The sequence below is a fragment of the Streptomyces sp. NPDC031265 genome, assembly GCF_055570295.1.
On record NZ_JBVIHM010000014.1, the window covers coordinates 83,900 to 104,858 of the forward strand.

Here is a 20,959-nt window from a genome sequence, read left to right on the forward strand (position 1 = left end):
AAAGGCGGGAGGGGCTGTGCTGGATGGCACTGCATCGACGGATGTGGACGAATCTAGGGATGAATTCCTACAACAATCCGCGTCACAATCCGCAGAAAGGCCCGCGGAACAATCGGAGCCTCCGCCGGGCTTCCTGCAAGCTGTAACGAGTACTGCCGTGTTCCTCTGCCTGGCGACGGCCCTGGTCCATGTGCTCCTGGTTTTTCTGCATGTGGCGCCCCCGAACCCGCTCTCCCAGCGGTACAGCCGGCAAGTCAACGCATGGGTCTTCCCGCTGTTCGAGCAGAACTGGCGACTATTCGCCCCGGATCCGGAGTCCGTCAACCGGCAGATCTCGGCGAGGACCCTGCACACCGCCCCCGACGGAACCGTGCGGGTGAGCGGCTGGTTCGATCTGACCGCCGTGGACAATTCCGCGGTGGAGCACAACCCCTTCCCGAGTCACACGGCGCAGAACATGCTGCGGCGGGCCTGGAGTTCCTACCTCGAAAACCACGTTGTCGACGACCAGCCGCGCTCACAGCGGGCGCTGATGACTCAGCGGTACCTGACCAACATCGCGTCGGATCGCGTCGCTGCCCACCGTCGCGGGAGCTTCGAGGCCATCCAGCTACGGGTGGTCACCGTGCCCATCGCCGCGCCGGCCCCGGCGGGCGGCGCGGACGCGGCCGCGGTCGCACCGAGGACGGCCGATACGCGGTATCTGCCGTGGTGGAAGGTTGAGGTGGACTCCCGTGGAAACTGAGCAGCTGCCAGCATCGCAGCCCCCTGCCGCCGAGAGGCCGGGGGCGGGCGCGCCGCACCGCGTAACCGACCGTGTCCGTGCGGCCCTCGACGTCCTGACCGAGCGGCCGGTCTCCCTGTACGCCGCCGCGGTCCTGCGCATCGGATACGGGTCTGTCTACCTCGTCTTCCTGCTGCGCGAGTTTCCGCACCGCGACGAGATCTGGGGTCCGGGATCACCCTGGACACCGGAACTGGCGAGTGAACTGTTCGACCAGACCGGATGGATCAGCATCCTCACCCTGTCCGACAACCGCGCCTACTTCGAAGCCTGTTACGCACTGGCCGTCGGCGCATCGGTACTGTTCGCCCTCGGCTGGCGGACCAGGGCGGTGTCCGTGCTGTTCGCGGTCGTGGTCGCGTCGTTCCACAGCAGGGCGATCTTCATGACCGATGGAGGAGACAACCTCATCCTCCTCATGGCCCTCTACCTCGTCCTCACCGCATGCGGCCGCCGCTGGTCCCTGGACGCACGCAGAACCCGGCTCCGGGCATGCGCGGGTGCTACGGCGTGCCCGTCGGTGGACCGGACGGCGGATGGGCTACGGCATCACCTCCGCGCTTCCCGGCGGACCCTGACCGCCGTGCTGCACAACTGCGGGATGTTCGTCATCGCGGCCCAGGTCTGTTTCCTCTACGGGTCCGCGGGCCTGTACAAGGTGCAGGGCGGATCCTGGGGCAACGGGACCGCCCTCCACTACGTCCTGAACCTCGATCTGTTCCGGCCATGGCCCGGACTCTCCCTCATGGCGGACGAGCACGACGTACTGATCGCCATCGTCTGCTACCTGACGGTGCTGTTGCAGGTCGCCTTCCCGTTCGTCCTGTTCGGGCGGCTCAAGTACCCGGCCCTGACCATGCTGTTGGGCATGCACCTGGGCATCGCGGTACTCATGGGGCTGCCCCTCTTCTCCGGTGCGATGATCATCGCCGACGCCGTGTTCCTGCCGGACCGCTTCTACCGGGCTCCGGGTCGGCTGTGGCGACGTACCGCTCGGGGAGCGGGTTCCGGAGGAACGGCGGACGCGCCCCGGACACCCCGTGCACTGGTACCTGCGCAGAGCGAACCGGGCGGCTGAGGCCGTGCCCGTCTTGGCCATTTCGCAGACACAGGCGGACGTGGTCCGCCGCCCGCCCTGCGCCAGGGACTTCACGGCGCTGCCCCTGGGTGCACGGCCGAACGCACGTTCCGTACAGAGGGAGAGAGCGACCTCTCAGGGGCGGCTCGCCGCGTCGATGTATGTCTTGGTGGCGTCGGCGATGAGGTCGCGGGTGCCGTCGGGGCTGAGAGCCTGGGCCTGGAGGTGGTCGTACAGCATGCCGAAGTGCTGCATGTCGGATCGTTTCTCCAGGTAGAGGTCGTTGGTGAACCGCTCCAGGTGCACCACTCCCGCGTCGGGGCTGTCGGCGAACTGCAGGATGGAGAACTGTCCTGACAGGCCAGGGTGGGCGCCCACCGCGTGGGGAAGTGCCTGCACGGTGATGTGCGGCTCGGCGCCGAGTGCGTTCAGGTGCTCCAGTTGCTCGCGCATGATGTCGGGACCGCCGACGACGCGGCGCAGTACCGATTCGTCCAGGACGACCCACAGACGCAACGGCCGGGCCGGGTCGTAGATCCGGTGCCGACGGCGCAACCGCACCTTGAGGCGCGTGGCGGACTGTTCGGCAGTGATCGGGGGGTCGTTTCCTCGATGACCGCGTGGGCGTAGGCGGGAGTCTGCAGCAGCCCGGGGATCACCATGGGCTCGAAGGTATGGAGGCAGGCGGCGTCCGTCTCCAGGCGGCAGGAACCGCCGGAGAAGTTCACGAGCTCCACCCGGCAACGTGGTCCTGTTCAAAGGTGCCGGCTTCGCCCCACCCTGACGTGCACCCGGCTGTCCGGCGCTCTGGCCCCGCGAAGGTCCACGGCCGGTCGGTGCTCTCTTCGGCCCGGGGCGAGGAGGCCGTCTGGCCGGTGCGTCGCGGCCGCCGGTTGTTCGGCTGGTCACCGATCCGCTGGGAGGCGTGGCGGCCGGACGCGTGCTGCTGTGGGCCGGTGGTCCGCAGCAGCAGTTCAGGGATGGATGGTCGCGATTGCTCAGATCGCCAGCAGTCGCTCTGCGGTCTCCCGGTACTCCTGTAGGGCGACGCGTAGTTCCTCGGTCTCGGCTTGGGTGTCCTGGCTCTGCCAGTTCGCGCGGAGGGTGCGCCGGCGTTCGGCGAGGGCGTTCGTCAGGAGGGTGACCATCTGGTCGAAGGTGCCGTCGGCTTCCTCCACGGCGTGGCGCGGGCTGTCGACGAAGTTGCTGATGGCCTGCTGGAGGCGGACGGCCAGCTTGTCCCGTTCGCCCGTGGGCAGCAGCTGGTGTTCCGAGACCTGGGTACGGTCGGGGTCGGCGGAACCGGTGAACACTTCGCGCGGAGCCCGGGTCGATTCCGGTCCCGCTGCCTGCGGTGCGCGCCGCTTGGCGAGATCCGGGGTCCGGGCCTCGGGCTGCCTCGCGCGTTCGGAGTCGTACAGCATTACGTGCCACTTCCCTTCGTGTGGTGCCGGCCATGTGCGGTGGGTGCCCGGCCGTGGTCATCGGGGGGCTGTGAACGGTGTCGGTCCGAGTCGCTCGGCTCTTCGGTGGCCAGTGCGGCGAACAGGCCGCGGGCCTCGACCATGGCCTCGCGCATCTCTTCGGTGCCGCTCTGGCCGCGGACCGCAGCATGGACGCCGCGGTAGCCGTGGACCTGGCCTGCGTGGTGGACGGAAAGCGCGGCCAACTGCTCGTCGAACTGCTCACCGCTCGGGAATCCCCGGTCCTGGGCCAGCCGGGCCAGGAGCGCGTCGGCCTCGGTAACCGCCTTGTGCGGCGAGTCGACGAACTGCTCCTGGATCCCGGCCCATTGAGCGACGTACTGCTCGCGATCCTGGGGCGACAAGGGCCGCCCCTTGAGGGATCCGTACCGCCGCACGCGCTCGCCGAGTTCTTGGTCGGCGGCTTTGGTGTCGCCGTTGTGGCCGGCCAGGGCGTGGTCGTACTCGGGGCCGAAGCGCCGCTTCAGCCCACGGTTGCCACCGCGCTGGCCGAGCCCGATGAAGAGAACTGCGGCCGCGATCACGACCACCACGGCGATCACCACGATGGCGAACATCGACATGACGTTCCTCTCTGACTTCCGGCTCGTAAGCCGATCTGCTGCATGTGCGTCAGCTCCTGCCGACCGGCGCTTGTATCCGTGCCGGCCGGACGGCGCCCACCCCAGGTGGGCACCGCCCGGGGCGGTCGTGGGTTTGAAAGTGCCCTTGGCCCGCTCGCGGATCGCTTCAGCCTCCCGGTGACCAGGCGGTCTTGACGTCTCCTGCCAGCCGCCGGATTGAGGGGACTCACCGTCTGTGGCCGAGCTGTTCGCCAAGGCTCATGAGGTTCTCCATCCCGCGGTGTGGTGGGATCTCCCGGTGCCCGGGACGGCCCGGTGCTTCCGCGGAGGGAGGGTGCGGGGCGCCGCCCCGTCCGACTACCGGCGGTTCCAGGCGTATCGGCGTCCGCCGCCGTTGCGGTGGTGGCGGGAGAAGCCGAGGATCCAGAAGACCAGCAGGACGGCCGCGACGATCCAGAGGAGGTGCATGGTGAAGCCGACCCCGAGCAGCAGCAGGACGAGCAGGAGAAGGAGAATGAGAACGATCACGTCGGGCCTCCAGCAGTTACAGGGCCGCAAGCCCTGTTCTCCGCGAGGTCCAGGCGAAACAGAACGGGGGCGCGTCGCCCGGAAGTTCCAAGCGGCATAGCCCAACGCCGTGCCTGCCAGTCAACTCCGCATGACCGGCCCTGTCAACGCGAGTGGAATGCTGGTGCGTTCGCGAACGGGCGCGGAGAATGCGGGTGCTCGTGACGGCTCGGCGGCCACATCGTCCAGTGGTGCTGGTGGCCGTACGTGATCCTCCCACCAGGACAGGCCCATCACCATGCGAACACTCGACGAGGAAGTCCGATCAAGCCGTTCCCACCCATCGGGATGCTCTGCATGATCGAAGGATGTTCTTCTGGATTCCGGTGCCTGATCGCAGCTTGGCGGGGAACACGACAGATGGCGGTGCTGCGTCGCCGCCAGCTCCCTGGCTCCGGTCTTCGGCGTCGTGCCGAAAGTACCTTGTGGCGCAACGGATATGCACACCAGATGCCGCCGAACACCGGCCGGGCGTCCAGCCCCTGAGAATGGTCACCTCCGGCCGCCTTCTGGTGCGGAATGGGGGCTATCCTGAGGTGCGGACGCCCTGGACCCCGGCGGACCTGTTGTTGCTCGACACAGATGGCTGCGGGGAGCGGACCACTTCGTCCGGTCGCCCGGCGCATCCCTTGGAGGAACTGGGCGGTTCCCCTGCCCTGGTGGTCAGATTGTTGGCCCGCCTGTTCGCCTGCCTCCGCCCCATGTATGTCCCTGCCGGGAACGCCCCGAGAGGAGCCGGGAGTCAAGCTCCTCTCCGTGGCCCTGCCCGGCGGGCCTCTGGAACCGAGGCGTCATGCCCCAACCGCAGTCGAACGTCCACCGGCACGCCGGAAAGACCAGTGCTCTGCTCACCCTGGCCGGTGAGATCGATCTGGAGACGGCGCCGCTGATGCGTGCGGCGCTGGAATGGTCCCTCCGGGACGGCGTACGCACCATCGACATCGATCTCCCCCCTGCCACCTTCTGCGACTGCAGCGGCCTCAACGCCTTCATCGCCCCCGTGGCGTGCTTCGCGACATCGCATCGGCTCGCTCCCGCTGTCCCGGGCGGTGTGCTGTGAGGGTTCGGCCCTGGTGGGGGCAGTCACTGAAGTCCGCACTCGACGAGTCGTTCACCCCAAGCGCGGTGCCCCTGCGCCGGGTGAACCGCTGGCTGGTGGAGGACCTGCGCCAGGATCTGGCGGATCTGTACGTGGAGTCCTGTGAAACGGAGCCGGGCGAGGACTACCGCAGTCGCAGTCGCAGTCGAGAGGACTTCCTGAACCGTCTCACCGGTGACATCCGCCGGCCGGGGTTCGCCATGGTGATCGCGGAGACGGACGGGCTGGTGGGATGCGCCTTCGGCTTCGCGGTGCGCGGCGACGGCTTCCGGTGGCTGGGTTTCGACGGTGAGCTGCTCCGCAGCTTCGAGCAACTCACCGAATCCGACAGGGTCTTCGCCATCACCCACATCCTGGTCCGCCCGCACCCTCAGAACCAGACCCTGGGCCGGCGTCTGCAGGAGCGCTTGCTGGACGACCAGCACGCGTCGCTCGGCGCCACCTTGGTGGATCAGGCCGATCATCCGGCCCTCACTGCCTTCCGGGCCTGGGGGTGGCAGGACATCGGGGAGATCTGGAGGCCGACCGACCACACGATGTTCCGCGTGCTGGTACTTCCCCTCGGAGAACGGACCGTGCCGATACTGGAGGGACTCGCTCCGCAATCCTGGACGCGGTGGACCGGGTGATGCCGAACAGCCGGTCGTCCCGGATCCGCGTGCTGGTCGCCGAGCAGGCGGCCCGACGTGGTGCCCGGGCCGGGGTGGTGGACGTGTGTACAGCGGCGGTGGCCTCTCTGCCGGTCGGTGGGGCCGGGGTTTCGGCGATGTACCGGACGGCGGTGGGCCATCCGCTGTGCAGTACCGATGACATCAGTGAGCAGCTGGAAGAACTGCAGCTCGCTCTGGGCGAAGGGCCGTGTGTAGATGCCTTCACGCACGGTGCGGCCGTCCTGATATCCGACCTGCGGACCGGCGAACTGCAGGACTGCTGGCCCGTGTTCGCCGGTGCGGCCATGGAGGCCGGGGCGCTCGCGGTCTTCGCGCTCCCCTTGCAGATAGGGGCGATCAGACCCGGGGTTCTGGACCTGTACGCCCAGGTCCCGGTCCGGTTGGACACGGAGGAGCTGGCCGACGCGTTGGCTTTCGCTGATCTCGCGACTCTGGTCTTGCTCGACGCCCGGATCGACGAGACGGGCGCACCACCCGGCGACGGTGCGCCGAGCGGACACGTCGAGGATCTGGGCGGGTACCGGGCGGAGATATCCCAGGCCACCGGCATGCTCACCGTCCAGCTGGGTGTCGGTATCGAAGAGGCCTTCGTCCGGCTGCGCGCCCACGCCTATGCCCACGGGCGTCGGCTCACCGTCGTGGCCGCTGACGTGGTGGCCGGCCGGCTCCGCTTCTCCCCCCACGCGGAGCCGACCCAGAGCGACGAGGACACATGACGTCCTCGCTCGGTCCAGTGAACGCACCATGCGCCGAGGTTCCCGCCCGATTCCGGCAGGGCTAGTCTCCATAGAGGGTGTAGATGATGGACGAGCGACTCCTGGCCAAGACCTTCGTCGAGCTGGCGGACAATCTGGTCGCCGACTTCGACTTGATCGACTTCCTGCGTCTGCTGACCGATCGCTGCGTGGGGATGCTCGGTGCGAGCGCCGTCGGCGTGCTGCTCGCGGACCGCGACGGCGAACTTCGTGTGATGGCGGCCTCCAACGAACAGGTGCGCCTGTTGGAGCTCTTCCAGCTCCAGAACGACGAAGGCCCCTGCTTGGAGTGCTTCCGCACCGGTCAGCCGGTGACTGTTCCCGACCTGCGCACGGAGACCGCCCGCTGGCCGCGCTTCGCCGCGCAGGCCGGGCTTCGCGGTTTCGGCGCGGTCCAGGCCCTGCCGATGCGGTTGCGCGACGAGGTCGTCGGCGCACTGAATCTCTTCCGCTCCGCTCCCGGCCCCTTCGACCCACTCGGCACGCCCATCGCCCAGGCCCTGGCTGACGTCGCCACCATCAGCCTCCTGCAGCAGCGCACTACCCAGCGCACCACGGTCCTCAACGAGCAGTTGCAGACGGCGCTGAACAGCCGCGTCCTGATCGAGCAGGCCAAGGGCAAACTCGCCGAGCGCCAGGGCATCGACATGGAACAGGCGTTCACCGCCCTGCGCGTCTACGCCCGCTCCCACAATCGCCGTCTGTCCGACGTGGCCCGCGCCTTCGTCGACGACACCGAGCCCCTCGCCGGTCTGGCGTCCTGACCCGTACCGCGAGGATTGTCGCCTGTGACTGGGCCGCCGGCGTTCTGAGCCGGCGGCTCTGATCGACGCATCCTTGACCGAACTGCCCCGCATGGTTACTCCAGGCGCGGGCGGGCCTCTGAGCCGGGAGCCGGGAGCTGGGAGCGGGGGTCCGGGTCCGGCCCTCCCGAAGGAGCCCCAGCGGGCCGGTCATGGACCTTGGTGGTCGTTGCGGTCCTTGTTCACAGGCGGCGCCAGCGCGCGGAGGCGAACGAGAAGACTCCGAAGAGGATCAGGCCGACCGCGACGGCGACCAGGAGCCACGGGCCCGCCGGGGTGTGCGTGAAGCTGCGGAGCGTGGCGTCCATGCCTCTGGCCTCTTGTGCGTCGAAGCGGATGGCCGCGATCAGGATGAAGACGCCGGCCGCGGCGAACACCAGGCCGCGTGCCACGCCCCCTCCTATCGCCACACCCTGGACGACGGGCTGCTGGATGTCCGCATGGTCGACGGAAAGCACCCCTTCGCCCGCATCCGCCTCGTCGCGGCCTTCCTCACGGCACTCTCGCCCGCTCCCGCATCTACCAGGAGACCACCGCCGTCCGCCTGCGGATCGACGGCGTGGGAAAGGCAGGCGACTACACCCGCGACGGCGAAGTCAGCCCCGCCGCCGACACCCTTGTCCTCGACAAGAGGGCCCGGACGCTCACCGTCTGTCTGCCTGAGCGACATTGATCCAGTGCCATCACCAGTGCCATCAGCGGACGGCACCGCGGTGCCGATCCGGGGCTATGCTGCGGGGAGACGCCCCAGACCCCGGCGGCGCACTGTCAGTTGGGCACCATGCCCGTCCTGCACGTCTGCCGGTCTCCTGAACCGAGGCGCCCCATGCGTACTCCGCAGCACCCGCACGAACCTGACAATTCCCAGCCGTCCGCCATGGACGCCGTGCGCCTGCGCCGGCTGAACCGCTGGCAGGCCGAGGACCTGCGCGAAGACCTCGCGGACCTGTACGTCGAATCCTCCACGGCTCCATCCGGTGAGGAGTTCCACGGCCGACAGGAGTTCCTGCACCGCCTGGCGGATGGCGTACAACAGCCGGGATTCGACATGCTGGTCGCCGAGGCCGAAGCGCTGGCCGGCTGTGTGTACGGAGTTCCCCTGGCGCGTGACGGTTCCTGGTGGCAGGGGTTCGACGGCCCCCTGCCCCAGAACCTTGAGCAGCTCACCGCGTCCGGACATGTCTTCGCGATCACCGAAACCGTCGTCCATCCGCATGAGCACGCGCGCGGGCTCGCCCGCCGCCTTCAGGAGCGCCTGCTCGCCCACCATCAGGCGTCGCTCGGCGTCACCCTGGCCGATCAGTCCGATCACTCGGCGTTTGCCGCGTTCGCAGCCTGGGGTTGGCAGGAGGTCGGACAGGTCCACCGGCAGCCGCCCGGCCCAACAGCGTTACGTGTACTTGTCCTTCGGCTGGGAGAGCGTACGAGAGAGCATCCCGACGGCCTGGCTCATAATGCCCGGACCCAGCGGCCCGAATAGCCGTGCCCGCCGGAAGCGGAGCGTAGGGAGAAGCTTCCGGCACCTGTTCCGGATCCGCACGGCGGGTTACCCGGCAGGGGCGTCCGAGGTCGGCCCGGACGAAGGCACCAGAGAGCCGAGTTCACCGCTCCGGTGCCGCCCGCACCACACGAGTCGTCACCGCCGGTCGTGGAGGCGCCTCAGCGCGTGGCGCAGTTCGCGTTGCATCGGCGCCGGGAGCGACTCGCCCTGTGCCGTGGCGACCAGGGCCGCAGCCACGTCCCGGAGCTTGACGTTGCAACGCTGCGACACATCCACCAGCAGACCCCAGGCCCTCTCACTGGAACACGGCGCCAGCGCCATCACCATGCCGCGCGCCTGGTCGATCACCGCACGGCTCGACAGGCATCTGTTCAACTGATCGTTCTCGGCACGCAGTTCGAGGACCGCGGCCACAAGAGCCGCGTCCTGTGCCGAAGCCGCGGCCGTCCACATCCGCTGTTTGTCATAGGGCGTGATCGATTGATGCATGGTGCCCACCTCGCAGCGCAGTGTTGAGAGCCGTGGCCTACGTCCCTCCGGGCACCACAAGCGGTCAGCGGCAGGCGAGTTGCCGCTCTCCGGCCGTGCCGGGCTCGTAGCGCAGCCGTAGTGCCCGAAGATCGCTTCTTCGTCCTCGGCGGCAGGACGTCGTCGGTCGCAATACTGCTCATCGTCGGTCGCCCGCATGGAGCCGCCGCAGGGCGCGGCGCAACGCCCGGTGCATCGGCACGGGGAGCGGCTCGTCCTCCGTGGTGGCTACCAGGGCCGTGGCGACCTCTCGGAGCTTGAGATCGCACTGCCGCGCAACATCCACCAGCAGACCCCTCGCTGCCGTGCGGCGGCAGGGGGTCAGGACCATCACCATGCCGCATGCCTGGTCGACGAGCGCGCGGCCGGCCATCATCCGGCGCAGCCGATCGTTCTCGGTGCGCAGCGCGGTGACGTCCTGCTCTGGGGATGCGCCTCCCCATGTGGCCTCGGCCATCAGGTTCCACCGCTCCTCTTGGATCGTGGTCGTCCGCTGCATGACAGGTACCTCTCGCCGAGTTCCTCGTGTCCGGCCCGGCTGACGCCACCCCGGAGTGTTCGGGCAGGCAGTCCCCAGGTCACCCGTGGTGTTCGTGATCCCTGCGGTCCTGGCGGCTCCAGCGCCCTCGGCGCCGGCGTGGGTAGCGGCGGTCCCAGCGGTCCCAGCGGTCCCAGCGGTCCTGGCGATCCCGGTAGTCCCGGTACTCCCCGTACCCGGAATCGCCCCCACGTTCCCAGCTCCCGGTGCCGCCTCGGCCGTAGTGGACGAGCCCGAAGATCACCACGGCTGCGGCCACCCACCACAGGGGGTTGAGGAAGCCGAGCCCGAACAGGACCACGAGGAGGATGATCAGCAGGACAGACACGGCGGGCCTCCCGGGAACGGAATGGGCATCGCTGCCAGGGACCGGGGCCTCACCCAACAGCGTAGTCCTGCCCAAAGGTTCCGGATAGCTTGCGACGTCACCGCATATCTGCACGAGGTAGACGGCCACTTGGCCTCTGGTCAGGAAACGCGGCGAGGGCTAGCGTGCGCGGTGCCGCCCCAGCCCCCGGCAGCGCCGAACAGCCCTCGCGCTCTCCAGGGGCGCACCGTGCGCATCGCTGCCGGAACTTGCCGCGTCACGAGCGTGGCCGCTCCCGCCCCTCGCCAGGTCCCGCGCGGCCTCGATGCGTTCCACGCGGGCAACGATCTGCTGCCCGCCGCGTCGCACACATCTGACCACAGGCGGTACGCATGTACGCGCTGATCGTTCCGGCCTCGGCCCCCTTCGTCCTGCTCGCCACCGTCATGGGCCTTGCCTGGTGGGAGGACCGCCTCCTGCCACCGGCCGAGTCGGCCGAAGCTCCTGCCGAGACTCCGCTGACCCCGGCGGCCCCGGCCGCGCACTCGTAACCCCCAGCGTCGCGTGCCACGGCGATCACATGAGGTCACCGGCTGGGCGGGCCCAGGGCGTTGGGTGCGAGAGGGTCAGGATGTCGACACGTTCGGGGTGCTCGCGGCGGCCGGGACATTCGGCCGCCGGGCGAGCAGCACGCTGGCGGCGATGATCCACAGCCCCGACACGAGGAAGGCGAAGAAGCCGACCCAGGGGATGAACACCAGCACACCGAGCACGATTCCGGCCCAGCCCAGCCAGCGCGGCAAGGGGGTTCCGCTGCGCGCCGTGCCCAGGCCGGCGGCGAGCATCATGATGCCGATTCCGCCGACGAAGGGAATGAAGAGGTCGTTGCTGATGGCATTCATGGCCTGGAGGGCCGGACCGCCGACTCTCCGTTCGTCGCTTGCGTCGATCAGAGCGAGCGTCACGCCCGATGCGACCCAGAAACCTCCGGCCGACAATATCCCTCCGGCAAAGGCGACTTGGGGCAGCCAGCCGTGCCGGTCGGGCTCGGCGAGGTGGTGGCGAAGACTGCCGGCGAAGAAAACCAGGAAGACTCCCGCCAGGACCAGCAGGTACACGGAAACCGCCTGCTGCGTGTCGTGCTCCTGGAAGAACAGCTTGACCTGCGGCCCGGAATCCCCGACATCCGGCGTATCGCCACCGACACCGAAAGCGACGGCAATCAGAACAACGGCCACCAGGCCGCTCAACGGTCCGAGGCGCATCGGAATCCTCCGATCCGGGCATTCGGATACTGTTCTCAGCGTTTCACTCAGCACGGGGACCGGCAACTCGACTCATCAAGCCTTCGTCGGTTCGGGTCACGACCCGACAACTGGTCGGCCGACTCCGGTCGGTCGTGCGCGGAATCGTTTCGCCGCTTCGGTGAGGTGAAGGGTTACGACGGGGACCGGCCGGCTGCCCCGGACTGCCGCCGGTACCGCTGAAGCCGCGGGGGCGGGTGTGCCGACCTCGCCCCGCACCCGGCTCATCGCGGTGCGGAGCGAGACAGGGACCCCCAGGTTTCCCACACGCTCAGCCCTCGTGGCCGCGGACCTCGCGCAGGAAGTCCACGAGGACGCGGGTGAATTCCTCCGGCCGCTCCATCGTCGTGTAGTGGCCGGCGCCGTCCAGCTCCGTGCTGCGACCGTGGGGGACGGCGTCCATCAGGGCCGCGACGGTGTCGAGCAGACCGGGCACGTCGAGGGCGCCGTTGATGGCCAGGACAGGGATGGCGATGTCCTTGGCACGGGAGGCCAGGTCCTCGACCGGAACGTGGTGGTCCGGCTCGTCCGGGGTGTGCTTCATCAGGGTGCGCATCGCCATCTCGCGGACATGCGCCACGATCGCCGGATCGATCTCTGCGAGGCTGCGCCGCGGCCCCGCGATCCACTCGACGAATCCGTCCAGGTAGCCCGGGAGATCTCCGCCGGCCAGTGCCGTGTGCTGCCGCTCGGCGACGGCGGCGGACCAGGGGTCGGTCAGGTCCGGCTCGCCCAGCCCGCGGCCGCTGACGACCAGGGCGCGCACCAGGTCGGGGTGCTCGACGGCCGTGTCCACGCCGATCATCCCGCCCATCGAGACGCCCACGAGTACGACCTGACGCAGCCCCAGGTGCCGCAGCAGGTCCGCCAGGTCGTCGGCCTGCCGGAACGGCTTGCTCGCGTTGGCGGAACGGCCGTGGCCCCGGGCGTCGGGGGCGATGACCCGGTGGCCGAGGGCGGTGAGGCCCGGAATCAGGGTGTCGAACTGGGTGCTGTCCGCGAAGCCGCTGTGCAGGAGCACCAGCACCTCGCCGTCACGGGGTCCCTCGTCGCGGTAGGTGAGCAGGCCGTCGGTGGACTGGAAGGTCTCGAACACGATCTCGTTCATGACAACCAAGGTGTCACAAATGAAGCGGAGATGGCAACCGAGTTGTCATGTGATGTGAGAGAGTGGTCCCGTGAGTGAGCCGACCTCCGTACCCCTGTCCCCCGACGAACTGCCGGGACGTCTCATGGAAGTCTTCGCGCTCGTCGGCCCGCTCTACCGCCGCGTACAGCGCCGGATCGAGCTGGACGCCGCCCAGGACATCTCCGTGGGCGTGCGCGCCGTGCTGGACCTGCTGCGCGAGAACGGCCCGATGACCGTGCCGCAGATGGGCCGGGCCCAGTCACTGAGCCGCCAGTTCGTGCAGCGGATGGTCAACGACGCCGCCGGGAGGAAGCTCGTCGAGAGCATTCCGAACCCCGCGCACCAACGCTCCTCGCTGATCCGGCTGACCGACGAGGGCCACGCGGTGATCACCGCCGTGACCGCTCGTGAGTACGCCCTGCTGCGCCAGGCCGGCGGCGACCTCAGCGATGCCGACATCGCCGCCTGCGTCAGGGTCCTCGGCCGGATGCTGGAGCTCTTCGACGACGTCGACGTCTCCAACTCCGGATCGCCGCCCTGCTAGGGACTGCCGTCGAATTCCCGCCTGCCCCGCGACGCCTGGCACGCGGGCGGGTGCGCTGAGCGGGGGTCGACCTCGTGCCGGACCGGGGGTGCGGTCCCGAGCGGGTAGTGCGCTGTCGTGCCGACTCCTGGGCACGGGGAGCAAAGTCGACCGGTCGTGCCGGTCCTACTTTCGGGGTGTGCCCGTCCGTGAACGCGGCGGGCGCGCTATCGACTGCCCCGAAAGGACCCCTCATGTTCGACATCACCAAGGTGCAGGCCGCCCCGAGTTCGGACCTCCTCACGCCCGACAACGCGGTCATGCTCTTCGTGGACCACCAGCCGCAGATGTTCTTCGGCACCGGCAGCGGCGACCGCGCCGCGATCATCAACAGCACCGTGGGTCTCGCCAAGGCGGCCGAGGCGTTCGACGTGCCGGTTGTCCTGACCACGGTCGCCGCAGAGTCGTTCTCCGGGCCCCTGCTGCCGCAGCTCGCCGAGGTGTTTCCCGAGCACGAGGTCATCGACCGCACGACGATGAACGCCTGGGAGGACGAGGCGCTGGTGGCGGCCGTCAAGGCGACCGGGCGCAAGAAGATCATCCTGTCGGGTCTGTGGACCGAGGTCTGCCTGGTGCTGCCCGCGTTGTCCGCGCTGGAGCAGGGTTACGAGGTGTACGTCGTCTCCGACGCCTCCGGCGGCGTCAGCCCGGCCGCCCACGAGCACGCGCTGCAGCGGATGATCGCCGCCGGGGCGGTCCCCGTGACCTGGGTGCAGGTCCTGCTGGAGCTCCAGCGCGACTGGGCGCGCACGGAGACGTACGGCGCGGTCATGGAGATCGTCAAGGCGCACGCGGGCGCCTACGGCCTGGGCGTCGTGTACGCGCAGAGCGTCATCGGCGCGCACGCGGCGGGCTGACCGCCTTGGACACCGGAATTCTGATCCTGCGTCTGCTGGTGGGGCTGCTCGTCGCCGCCCATGGCGTGCAGAAGGTGAGCTCGCACCTGGGCGGCAGCGGGCTGGAGGGCGGCACGGAGGAGTTCCGCGACGACGGCTTCCGCGGCGGAGTCCTCACCGCCCTGGCGGCGGGCGGTGGCCAGATCGGATCGGGTCTGCTGCTCGCCGCGGGCTTCCTGACCCCGCTCGCCGCAACCGGGACCATCGGGGTCATGACGGTCGCGCTCACCGTGAAATGGCACAACGGCCTCTGGGTGCAGCACGACGGATACGAGTACCCGCTCTTCCTCATCGGCGCCGCCACCGCTCTCGCCGCCACCGGCCCCGGTGGCTGGTCCCTCGACGCGGTCCTCGGCCTCACGCCGTACCCGCTGTGGTGGGCGGCCCTCGCGCTCGTGGCCGGCCTCGGCAGCGGGCTGCTCACCCGGCTCGTACTGCACCGGCCGGCCCCGGCGGCTCCGCACACCGCGGCCACCGCCGGGCACTGAGCACGCGCCCCCCAAAGACCGGGTCCGGCCGCTCCGCACCCCCGAACGGACGGCCGGGCCCTCCCACTTCTCCTACCAGGAGCACCTGATGGAAACCACCACCGCACCCCCGCACGGCGGCGGCCAGCCGCTGCTGCACCAGAAGGGCGCCGAGACCCAGGCGTTCGGCACGCTCAAGCAGCTGCCGATCGGCCTCGGACACGACACCCGCATGTACGCCTGCCAGCGGCTGAACCGCGTACTCGCCGACACCCAGATCCTGTACTCCCTCTACAAGAAGCACCACTGGCTCATGCGCGGGGCGACCTTCTACTCGCTCCACCTCATGCTGGACAAGCACGCGGAGGCCCAACTGGCCGTCGTGGACGCGCTGGCCGAGCGGATCCAGAGCCTCGGCGGCGTCGCGGTCTCGGACCCGCGCCACGTCGCGGAGCTGACGGCCGTTCCGCGGCCGCCGGACGGCGTGGAGGAGGTCCCCGTCATGCTGTCGCGGCTCCTCGACGCCCACGAGCGGATCCTGATCGACGCACGGGACGCCGCCGCCAGGATCTCGGCGGAGGGCGACGAGGGCAGCACCGACCTGCTCGTGTCCGAAGTCATCCGCACCGGCGAGGCGCAGGTGTGGTTCCTGGCCGAGCACCTCGTGGACACCCCGCTGGTGCGCGTCTGATGGAGGACACGTACGACGTCGTGGTGGTCGGCGGTGGGCCGGGCGGCGAGGTCGCCGCCGACCGGATCGTCCGGGCCGGACTGACCGCCGTCGTCGTCGAGGCCGAGGCCGTCGGCGGCGAGTGCTCCTTCCGCGCATGCATCCCGAGCAAGGCCCTGCTGCGACCCGGAGCGGCCCGGGAGGCCGCGCGGTCCGTGGACGGGGCCCGGCAGGCGGTAACGGCCGTACTCGACACGGCACTTGTCCTGGCCCGCCGCGACCGGTTCACCGGCCGCGGTGACGACAGCGGCCAGGCCGACTGGCTGAACGGCGCCGGCATACCCCTCGTACGAGGGCACGGAAGGCTCGCCGGAGTGCGCCGGGTCGACGTGACCGGGACGGACGGCACGGTCCGCACTCTGCGGGCCCGGCTCGCGGTCGTGCTCAGCACCGGGACGGAACCCGCGCTGCCGCCGGTCGATGGGCTCGACCGGATCGGTGTGTGGACCAACCGGCAGGCCACCACGGCCGATGCGGTGCCCGGGCGGCTCGTCGTCATCGGCGGGGGAGTGGTGGCCTGCGAGATGGCCACCGCGTGGCGCTCGCTCGGCTCCTCCGTCACCCTGCTCGTCCGCGACCGGGGTCTGTTGACCGGCTGGGAGCCGTGTGCCGGCGAAGAGGTCACCCGGGGTCTGACCACTCTCGGCGTCACGGTCCGCTTCGGGGTCTCGGCCACCCGGGTCGCCCGCGACGAGACCACCCGTACCGTGACCGTGGAGACCGACGACGGCGCCACCCTCGTCTGCGACGAGGTGCTGGCCGCCGTCGGCCGCCGCCCGCGCACCGCGGACCTCGGCCTGGACACCGTCGGCCTGCCGGCCGGTGACTGGCTCCCGGTCGACGACACCTGCCGGGTCACCGCCCTCGACGGCGACTGGCTCTACGCGGTGGGCGACGTCAACCACCGTGCGCCGCTGACCCACATGGCCAAATACCAGGCCCGCGCCTGCGCCGCGGCGATCGCCGAGCGAGCCGCGGGTCGCCCGGCCGATACCGGCCGCCGACAGGCCTGGAGCGCGGAGGCCGACCAGTTCGCCCTCCCGCAGGCCGTCTTCACCCACCCCGAGGTCGCGAGCGCCGGTCTGACCGAACGCGCGGCGCGCGAAGCGGGTCTCGCGGTACGTGCGGTGGAGTACCGCATCGACGACGTCGCCGGTGCCGCGCTCCACGCGGACGACTTCCGCGGCCGCGCCAAGCTCGTCGTCGACGAGACCCGGGGAGTCGTCGTCGGCTGCACGCTCACCGGCCCGATGGCGACCGAGCTCATCCACACGGCGACCGTCGCCATCGTGGGCGAAGTCCCGCTCGAACGTCTGCGGCACGCCGTCCCCGCCTTCCCGACGGTGAGTGAGGTCTGGCTGCGGCTGCTGGAGGCGTACGGCCTCTGAGACGCGCTCCGCCCGCCCATCCGATGCACCCGCACAAGCACCCGACAGGAACCGCAGATGCCTCCCACGAAGCGCACCCTCGCGCTCGCCCTCGCCCTGCCCGCGGCGCTGGCCTCCCTGATCGGCGCCGCACCCACGAGCGGCTCGCCCGCCGCCGGCACCGACCGGCACGCTCCCAAGCCCACCGTCGTCCTGGTCCACGGGGCGTTCGCCGACTCCTCCAGCTGGAGCGGCACGATCAGGCGGCTGCGCCGCGCCGGCTACCCCGTCGTCGCCGTCGCCAACCCGCTGCGCGGTCTCTCCGACGACACCGCCTACCTCCGTAGCGTGCTCGCCACCGTCGACGGCCCTGTCGTCCTGGTCGGCCACTCGTACGGCGGCGCCGTCATCAGCGGTGCCGCCGCGGGCGACAGCCGTGTGAAGGCCCTCGTCTACATCGCCGCGTTCACCCCGGACAAGGGCGAGAGCGCGGCCCAGCTGGCCGCCAAGTTCCCCGGCTCCACCCTCGGCGGGGCGGTCAACCCTCGGCCGTACCCGCTGTCCGGCGGCGGCACCGGCACCGAACTCGTCATCGACCAGGCCAAGTACCGCCACCAGTTCGCCGCCGACGTCTCCGCTGCCGACGCGGCGGTCATGGCCGCGACCCAGCGCCCGGTCTCCACCCTCGCGCTGGAGGAGAAGGCCCGGGACGCGGCCTGGAAGACGATCCCGTCGTGGGCGCTGATCGCCACCGCCGACAAGAACATCCCGCCGGCGGCCGAGCGGTGGATGGCCAGGCGCGCCGGCTCGCACACCACCGAGGTGGACGCGTCGCACGCCGTGCCCGTCTCCCGCCCGGCCGTGGTCACCGACGTGATCCTCGACGCCGCGCGCACCACCCGCTGACCACCCCCCGTACACCCCCGTACACCCCCGTACACCTCGAAGGAGAACCCCTCATGCCGAACCCGCCGACCCTCGAACCCGCCGCCCAGGCCTTCGCCGATGCCACCGCGCAGCCGCCGTTCCTCTACCAGATCCCCGTGGCCGACGGCCGCAAGGCGGTGGACGACGTCCAGAACGGTGACGGTGTCCCGCTGCCCGCCGTCGACGAGGAACGGGTCACCGTCACCGGCGGCCCGACCGGCGACGTCCGCGCCCGGATCGTCCGCCCGCGCGGCGCCACCGGTCCCCTCCCCGTCATCCTCTACATCCACGGCGCGGGCTGGGTCTTCGGCAACGCGCACACCCACGACCGGCTGGTGCGCGAACTCGCCGTCGGCACCGGGGCGGCCGTAGTCTTCCCCGAGTACGACCTCTCGCCCGAGGCCCGCTACCCCGTCGCCATCGAGCAGAACTACACCGTCGCCCAGTGGATCGCCTGCGAGGGACACCACAAGGACCTCGACGGCACCCGGATCGCCGTCGCGGGCGACTCGGTCGGCGGAAACATGACCGCCGCCCTCACCCTCATGGCCAAGCAGCGCGGCGACGTCCGCCTCAGCCAGCAGGTCCTCTTCTACCCGGTCACCGACGCGGGCTTCGACACAGAGTCGTACCACCTCTTCGCCGAGGGCTACTTCCTGCGGCGCGACGCCATGAAGTGGTTCTGGGACCAGTACACGACCGAGGAGGCCGAGCGCGCCCAGATCACCGCCTCGCCGCTGCGTGCCACCCCCGAGCAGCTGACCGGCCTGCCGCCCGCCCTGGTCATCACCGCCGAGGCCGACGTCCTGCGCGACGAGGGCGAGGCGTACGCGGCGAAGCTCCGCGCCGCCGGAGTGCCCGTCACCGCCCTGCGCGTCCAGGGGGTCATCCACGACTTCGTCATGCTGAACGCGCTGCGCGAGACGCGGGGCGCCGAACTCGCCATCGGCGTCGCCATCGACGCCCTGCGCAAGGCCCTGGCATGACCGGGCCGTCGACGAGCATGCCGGTGGCGGGCGTCGTTCCCGCCGCGCGGCAGGACGACGCGCAGGCCGACCTCCTCGTCCGCAACGCGAAGGTGTTCACCGGTGACCCCGCCCGTCCCGAGGCCCGTGCCGTCGCGATCCGCGACGGCCGGGTCGCGGCCCTCGGCGACGACCACGACCTCGCCCACCTCGTCGGGCCGGGAACCAGGGTCGTCGACGCCCTCGGCCGCAGGGTGATCCCCGGCCTCAACGACTCCCATCTGCACGTCATCCGGGGCGGCCTGAACTACGTCCTGGAGCTGCGCTGGGACGGGGTGCGCAGCCTCCGCCACGCGCTCGCCATGCTGCGCGAGCAGGCCGGCCGCACCCCCAAGGGGCAGTGGATCCGGGTCGTCGGGGGCTGGACCGGCGAACAGTTCGCCGAGCGCAGGATGCCGACCGTGGCCGAGCTGAACGAGGCCGCCCCCGACACCCCGGTGTTCGTCCTGCACCTGTACCAGTCAGCCCTGATGAACCGGGCCGCGGTGCGGGCCGCCGGCTTCACCCGCGACACCCCCGACCCGCGCGGCGGACAGATCGTCCGGGGCCGGGACGGCGAACCCACCGGGGTCCTCCTCGCGGCGCCGAGCGCGCTCATCCTGTACTCGACCCTGGCCAAGGCACCCGCCCTCGACGAGGCCGACAAGCGCACCTCGACGCGGCACTTCCTGCGCGAGCTGAACCGCTTCGGGCTGACCTCCGCGGTCGACGCCGCCGGCGGGTTCCAGAACTTCCCCGACAACTACGCCACGGTCGTCGACCTCGCCAGGGCCGGGGAGCTGTCCCTGCGGATCGCCTACCACCTCTTCCCGCAGACGGCCGGCCAGGAGCTCGCCGACCTGAAGCGCTGGACCGAGATGGTCAAGCCCGGGGACGGGGACGAGTGGCTCCGGCTGAACGGCGCGGGCGAGAACCTGACCTGGGCCGCCGCCGACTTCGAGAACTTCTCCGAACCCCGTCCCGAGCTCGCCGCGGGGTACGAGGCCGAGTTCGAGCAGGCCGTCCGACTCCTGATGGAGAACGGCTGGGGCTTCCGGCTCCACGCGACCTACGACGAGACGATCCGCCGCGACCTGGCCGTCTTCGAGAAGCTCGCGGCGGAAGGGCTCTTCCCCGGCGACAACCGCTGGCTCTTCGACCACGCGGAGACCGTCTCGACCGCCAGCCTGGACCGCATCGCGGCCCTCGGCGGCGCCCTCTCGGTCCAGAACCGCATGTCCTTCCAGGGCACCGCCTTCCGCGACCGCTACGGCGCCGAGGCCGCCGCCCACACCCCGCCGGTCAGAGCCATGCTCGACCGGGGCCTGACCGTCGCCGCCGGAACCGACGCCACCCGCGTCTCCTCGTACAACCCGTGGGTCGCGCTCCACTGGCTGGTGACCGGGCGCACCGTCGGCGGCACCGCGCTCTGCCCGGCCGGGAACCTGATCAGCAGGGAGACCGCCCTCGGCCTCTACACCCGGGGCGGCGCGCGGCTCACCGGCGAGCAGGACGTCAAGGGGCAGCTGCGGGAGGGCTGTTACGGCGACCTCGCGATCCTGTCCGACGACTTCCTCACCGTGCCCCAGGCCGCCATCCCCGACATCGAATCCGTACTCACCGTGGTCGGCGGCCGCATCGTCTACGCGAGTGCGGAGTACGAGGGACTCGACGAGGCCGTCCCGCCGGTCAGCCCGCAGTGGAGCCCCGTGGCCCACTTCGGCGGCTACCAGGGGGGCGCTCGCCAGGCCTCGCTCGTGGCGGAGGCCGTCGCCGAGTCCGAGCAGCAGCGCCGGTGGCGCGTGGCCCGCGGCTCCGCTCCCGAGACGCCTCCGCCGTTCATCGACCCCTGCTTCGCGCACTGAACGAGAGAT

24 protein-coding genes and 2 pseudogenes are annotated in these 20,959 nt (G+C 70.4%); 16 read left to right on the top strand and 10 right to left on the bottom strand.

The window, feature by feature from the left end:
* Positions 1-16: 16 nt before the first annotated feature.
* Together ACZ499_RS22030 and ACZ499_RS22035 are read left to right on the top strand one after the other, a co-directional pair.
* Positions 17-745, top strand: a complete 729-nt coding sequence (locus ACZ499_RS22030; RefSeq protein ID WP_468677204.1) for a DUF5819 family protein — start codon at positions 17-19, stop codon at positions 743-745.
* A 94-nt stretch (positions 746-839) separates the two neighbouring features.
* Positions 840-1,862, top strand: coding sequence for an HTTM domain-containing protein (locus tag ACZ499_RS22035; RefSeq protein WP_468677421.1), 1,023 nt, complete (start codon positions 840-842; stop codon positions 1,860-1,862).
* A gap of 135 nt (positions 1,863-1,997) precedes the next feature.
* Here ACZ499_RS22035 and ACZ499_RS22040 read toward each other — a convergent pair.
* The 4 genes and pseudogenes from ACZ499_RS22040 to ACZ499_RS22055 form a co-directional block, all read right to left on the bottom strand.
* Positions 1,998-2,563 (bottom strand): annotated as a pseudogene (locus ACZ499_RS22040) (DUF5753 domain-containing protein); the annotation flags it as partial.
* Between the two features lie 297 nt (positions 2,564-2,860).
* Positions 2,861-3,286 (bottom strand): hypothetical protein, encoded by a 426-nt coding sequence (locus tag ACZ499_RS22045; RefSeq protein ID WP_468677206.1) that lies wholly within the window; start codon positions 3,284-3,286, stop codon positions 2,861-2,863.
* Positions 3,286-3,909: a hypothetical protein gene (locus ACZ499_RS22050; protein ID WP_468677208.1), complete on the bottom strand. Its 624-nt coding sequence runs from the start codon at positions 3,907-3,909 to the stop codon at positions 3,286-3,288. The genes ACZ499_RS22045 and ACZ499_RS22050 overlap by 1 nt, the downstream gene beginning before the upstream one ends.
* Positions 3,910-4,266: 357 nt before the next feature.
* The gene (locus ACZ499_RS22055) at positions 4,267-4,437 is read right to left on the bottom strand and encodes a DUF5670 family protein (RefSeq protein ID WP_468402724.1); all 171 of its coding nucleotides are present in this window, start codon (positions 4,435-4,437) and stop codon (positions 4,267-4,269) included.
* Positions 4,438-5,269: 832 nt separating this feature from the next.
* On the opposite strand from ACZ499_RS22055, the gene ACZ499_RS22060 reads away from it, so the two are divergent.
* The 4 genes from ACZ499_RS22060 to ACZ499_RS22075 all read left to right on the top strand — a co-directional run bounded on the left by ACZ499_RS22060 (position 5,270) and on the right by ACZ499_RS22075 (position 7,765).
* A complete protein-coding gene (locus tag ACZ499_RS22060) occupies positions 5,270-5,536 on the top strand; it encodes an STAS domain-containing protein (protein ID WP_468677210.1) in 267 nt (88 codons plus the stop codon).
* Between the two features lie 80 nt (positions 5,537-5,616).
* On the top strand, positions 5,617-6,204 hold the full coding sequence (locus ACZ499_RS22065) for a hypothetical protein (RefSeq protein ID WP_468677212.1): 588 nt from the start codon (positions 5,617-5,619) through the stop codon (positions 6,202-6,204).
* Positions 6,204-6,962, top strand: a complete 759-nt coding sequence (locus tag ACZ499_RS22070) for a GAF and ANTAR domain-containing protein (protein ID WP_468677214.1) — start codon at positions 6,204-6,206, stop codon at positions 6,960-6,962. Before ACZ499_RS22065 ends, ACZ499_RS22070 begins: the two co-directional genes overlap by 1 nt.
* Positions 6,963-7,048: 86 nt before the next feature.
* Positions 7,049-7,765 carry an ANTAR domain-containing protein gene (locus tag ACZ499_RS22075; protein ID WP_468677216.1) on the top strand — a complete coding sequence of 239 codons (717 nt, stop codon included), beginning with the start codon at positions 7,049-7,051 and terminating at the stop codon, positions 7,763-7,765.
* Between the two features lie 221 nt (positions 7,766-7,986).
* Here the strand turns inward: ACZ499_RS22075 and ACZ499_RS22080 are convergent.
* Positions 7,987-8,208 (bottom strand): annotated as a pseudogene (locus tag ACZ499_RS22080) (DUF1206 domain-containing protein); the annotation flags it as partial.
* 473 nt (positions 8,209-8,681) lie between these two features.
* Between ACZ499_RS22080 and ACZ499_RS22085 the strand changes: the two are divergent.
* The gene (locus ACZ499_RS22085) at positions 8,682-9,284 is read left to right on the top strand and encodes a hypothetical protein (RefSeq protein ID WP_468677218.1); all 603 of its coding nucleotides are present in this window, start codon (positions 8,682-8,684) and stop codon (positions 9,282-9,284) included.
* 156 nt (positions 9,285-9,440) lie between these two features.
* Here the strand turns inward: ACZ499_RS22085 and ACZ499_RS22090 are convergent, their stop codons facing one another.
* From ACZ499_RS22090 to ACZ499_RS22100, 3 genes are all read right to left on the bottom strand, one after another.
* The gene (locus tag ACZ499_RS22090) at positions 9,441-9,794 is read right to left on the bottom strand and encodes an ANTAR domain-containing protein (protein WP_468677220.1); all 354 of its coding nucleotides are present in this window, start codon (positions 9,792-9,794) and stop codon (positions 9,441-9,443) included.
* Positions 9,795-9,972: 178 nt separating this feature from the next.
* Positions 9,973-10,332, bottom strand: coding sequence for an ANTAR domain-containing protein (locus ACZ499_RS22095; protein WP_468677222.1), 360 nt, complete (start codon positions 10,330-10,332; stop codon positions 9,973-9,975).
* 79 nt (positions 10,333-10,411) lie between these two features.
* Positions 10,412-10,699 carry a hypothetical protein gene (locus tag ACZ499_RS22100; RefSeq protein ID WP_468677224.1) on the bottom strand — a complete coding sequence of 96 codons (288 nt, stop codon included), beginning with the start codon at positions 10,697-10,699 and terminating at the stop codon, positions 10,412-10,414.
* 371 nt (positions 10,700-11,070) lie between these two features.
* Here ACZ499_RS22100 and ACZ499_RS22105 point away from each other — a divergent pair, with 371 nt between their 5' ends.
* Complete coding sequence (locus tag ACZ499_RS22105; RefSeq protein ID WP_468677226.1) at positions 11,071-11,229, top strand: hypothetical protein; 159 nt, start codon at positions 11,071-11,073, stop codon at positions 11,227-11,229.
* Between the two features lie 75 nt (positions 11,230-11,304).
* Here the strand turns inward: ACZ499_RS22105 and ACZ499_RS22110 are convergent, their stop codons facing one another.
* Positions 11,305-11,943 (bottom strand): hypothetical protein, encoded by a 639-nt coding sequence (locus ACZ499_RS22110; protein WP_468677229.1) that lies wholly within the window; start codon positions 11,941-11,943, stop codon positions 11,305-11,307.
* Between the two features lie 310 nt (positions 11,944-12,253).
* Positions 12,254-13,090 carry an alpha/beta fold hydrolase gene (locus ACZ499_RS22115; protein ID WP_468677232.1) on the bottom strand — a complete coding sequence of 279 codons (837 nt, stop codon included), beginning with the start codon at positions 13,088-13,090 and terminating at the stop codon, positions 12,254-12,256.
* Between the two features lie 124 nt (positions 13,091-13,214).
* Between ACZ499_RS22115 and ACZ499_RS22120 the strand changes: the two genes are divergently transcribed.
* The 8 genes from ACZ499_RS22120 to ACZ499_RS22155 all read left to right on the top strand — a co-directional run bounded on the left by ACZ499_RS22120 (position 13,215) and on the right by ACZ499_RS22155 (position 20,950).
* Positions 13,215-13,655: a MarR family winged helix-turn-helix transcriptional regulator gene (locus ACZ499_RS22120; RefSeq protein WP_468677423.1), complete on the top strand. Its 441-nt coding sequence runs from the start codon at positions 13,215-13,217 to the stop codon at positions 13,653-13,655.
* A gap of 233 nt (positions 13,656-13,888) precedes the next feature.
* Entirely contained in the window at positions 13,889-14,551 is a 663-nt protein-coding gene (locus ACZ499_RS22125) for a hydrolase (protein ID WP_385820359.1), read from the top strand.
* Between the two features lie 5 nt (positions 14,552-14,556).
* Positions 14,557-15,078 (top strand): DoxX family protein, encoded by a 522-nt coding sequence (locus ACZ499_RS22130; protein ID WP_468677234.1) that lies wholly within the window; start codon positions 14,557-14,559, stop codon positions 15,076-15,078.
* An 88-nt stretch (positions 15,079-15,166) separates the two neighbouring features.
* A complete protein-coding gene (locus ACZ499_RS22135) occupies positions 15,167-15,748 on the top strand; it encodes a Dps family protein (protein WP_468677236.1) in 582 nt (193 codons plus the stop codon).
* Positions 15,748-17,175: a dihydrolipoyl dehydrogenase family protein gene (locus ACZ499_RS22140; protein ID WP_468677237.1), complete on the top strand. Its 1,428-nt coding sequence runs from the start codon at positions 15,748-15,750 to the stop codon at positions 17,173-17,175. Before ACZ499_RS22135 ends, ACZ499_RS22140 begins: the two co-directional genes overlap by 1 nt.
* Before the next feature lie 57 nt (positions 17,176-17,232).
* Positions 17,233-18,060, top strand: a complete 828-nt coding sequence (locus ACZ499_RS22145) for an alpha/beta fold hydrolase (RefSeq protein ID WP_468677238.1) — start codon at positions 17,233-17,235, stop codon at positions 18,058-18,060.
* 53 nt (positions 18,061-18,113) lie between these two features.
* Positions 18,114-19,067, top strand: coding sequence for an alpha/beta hydrolase (locus ACZ499_RS22150; RefSeq protein ID WP_468677240.1), 954 nt, complete (start codon positions 18,114-18,116; stop codon positions 19,065-19,067).
* Positions 19,064-20,950 (top strand): amidohydrolase, encoded by a 1,887-nt coding sequence (locus ACZ499_RS22155; RefSeq protein ID WP_468677242.1) that lies wholly within the window; start codon positions 19,064-19,066, stop codon positions 20,948-20,950. The genes ACZ499_RS22150 and ACZ499_RS22155 overlap by 4 nt, the downstream gene beginning before the upstream one ends.
* The last annotated feature ends 9 nt before the right edge of the window (positions 20,951-20,959 follow it).

Coding starts and splice junctions, on each gene's coding strand:
- ACZ499_RS22140 (WP_468677237.1), top strand. CDS start 15,748: ATGGAGGACACGTACGACGTCGTGGTGGTCGGCGGTGGGCCGGGCGGC.
- ACZ499_RS22095 (WP_468677222.1), bottom strand. CDS start 10,332: ATGCAGCGGACGACCACGATCCAAGAGGAGCGGTGGAACCTGATGGCC.
- ACZ499_RS22105 (WP_468677226.1), top strand. CDS start 11,071: ATGTACGCGCTGATCGTTCCGGCCTCGGCCCCCTTCGTCCTGCTCGCC.
- ACZ499_RS22145 (WP_468677238.1), top strand. CDS start 17,233: ATGCCTCCCACGAAGCGCACCCTCGCGCTCGCCCTCGCCCTGCCCGCG.
- ACZ499_RS22085 (WP_468677218.1), top strand. CDS start 8,682: ATGGACGCCGTGCGCCTGCGCCGGCTGAACCGCTGGCAGGCCGAGGAC.
- ACZ499_RS22060 (WP_468677210.1), top strand. CDS start 5,270: ATGCCCCAACCGCAGTCGAACGTCCACCGGCACGCCGGAAAGACCAGT.
- ACZ499_RS22115 (WP_468677232.1), bottom strand. CDS start 13,090: ATGAACGAGATCGTGTTCGAGACCTTCCAGTCCACCGACGGCCTGCTC.
- ACZ499_RS22155 (WP_468677242.1), top strand. CDS start 19,064: ATGACCGGGCCGTCGACGAGCATGCCGGTGGCGGGCGTCGTTCCCGCC.
- ACZ499_RS22070 (WP_468677214.1), top strand. CDS start 6,204: ATGCCGAACAGCCGGTCGTCCCGGATCCGCGTGCTGGTCGCCGAGCAG.
- ACZ499_RS22120 (WP_468677423.1), top strand. CDS start 13,215: ATGGAAGTCTTCGCGCTCGTCGGCCCGCTCTACCGCCGCGTACAGCGC.
- ACZ499_RS22150 (WP_468677240.1), top strand. CDS start 18,114: ATGCCGAACCCGCCGACCCTCGAACCCGCCGCCCAGGCCTTCGCCGAT.
- ACZ499_RS22090 (WP_468677220.1), bottom strand. CDS start 9,794: ATGCATCAATCGATCACGCCCTATGACAAACAGCGGATGTGGACGGCC.
- ACZ499_RS22110 (WP_468677229.1), bottom strand. CDS start 11,943: ATGCGCCTCGGACCGTTGAGCGGCCTGGTGGCCGTTGTTCTGATTGCC.
- ACZ499_RS22075 (WP_468677216.1), top strand. CDS start 7,049: ATGGACGAGCGACTCCTGGCCAAGACCTTCGTCGAGCTGGCGGACAAT.
- ACZ499_RS22050 (WP_468677208.1), bottom strand. CDS start 3,909: ATGTCGATGTTCGCCATCGTGGTGATCGCCGTGGTGGTCGTGATCGCG.
- ACZ499_RS22125 (WP_385820359.1), top strand. CDS start 13,889: ATGTTCGACATCACCAAGGTGCAGGCCGCCCCGAGTTCGGACCTCCTC.
- ACZ499_RS22135 (WP_468677236.1), top strand. CDS start 15,167: ATGGAAACCACCACCGCACCCCCGCACGGCGGCGGCCAGCCGCTGCTG.
- ACZ499_RS22045 (WP_468677206.1), bottom strand. CDS start 3,286: ATGCTGTACGACTCCGAACGCGCGAGGCAGCCCGAGGCCCGGACCCCG.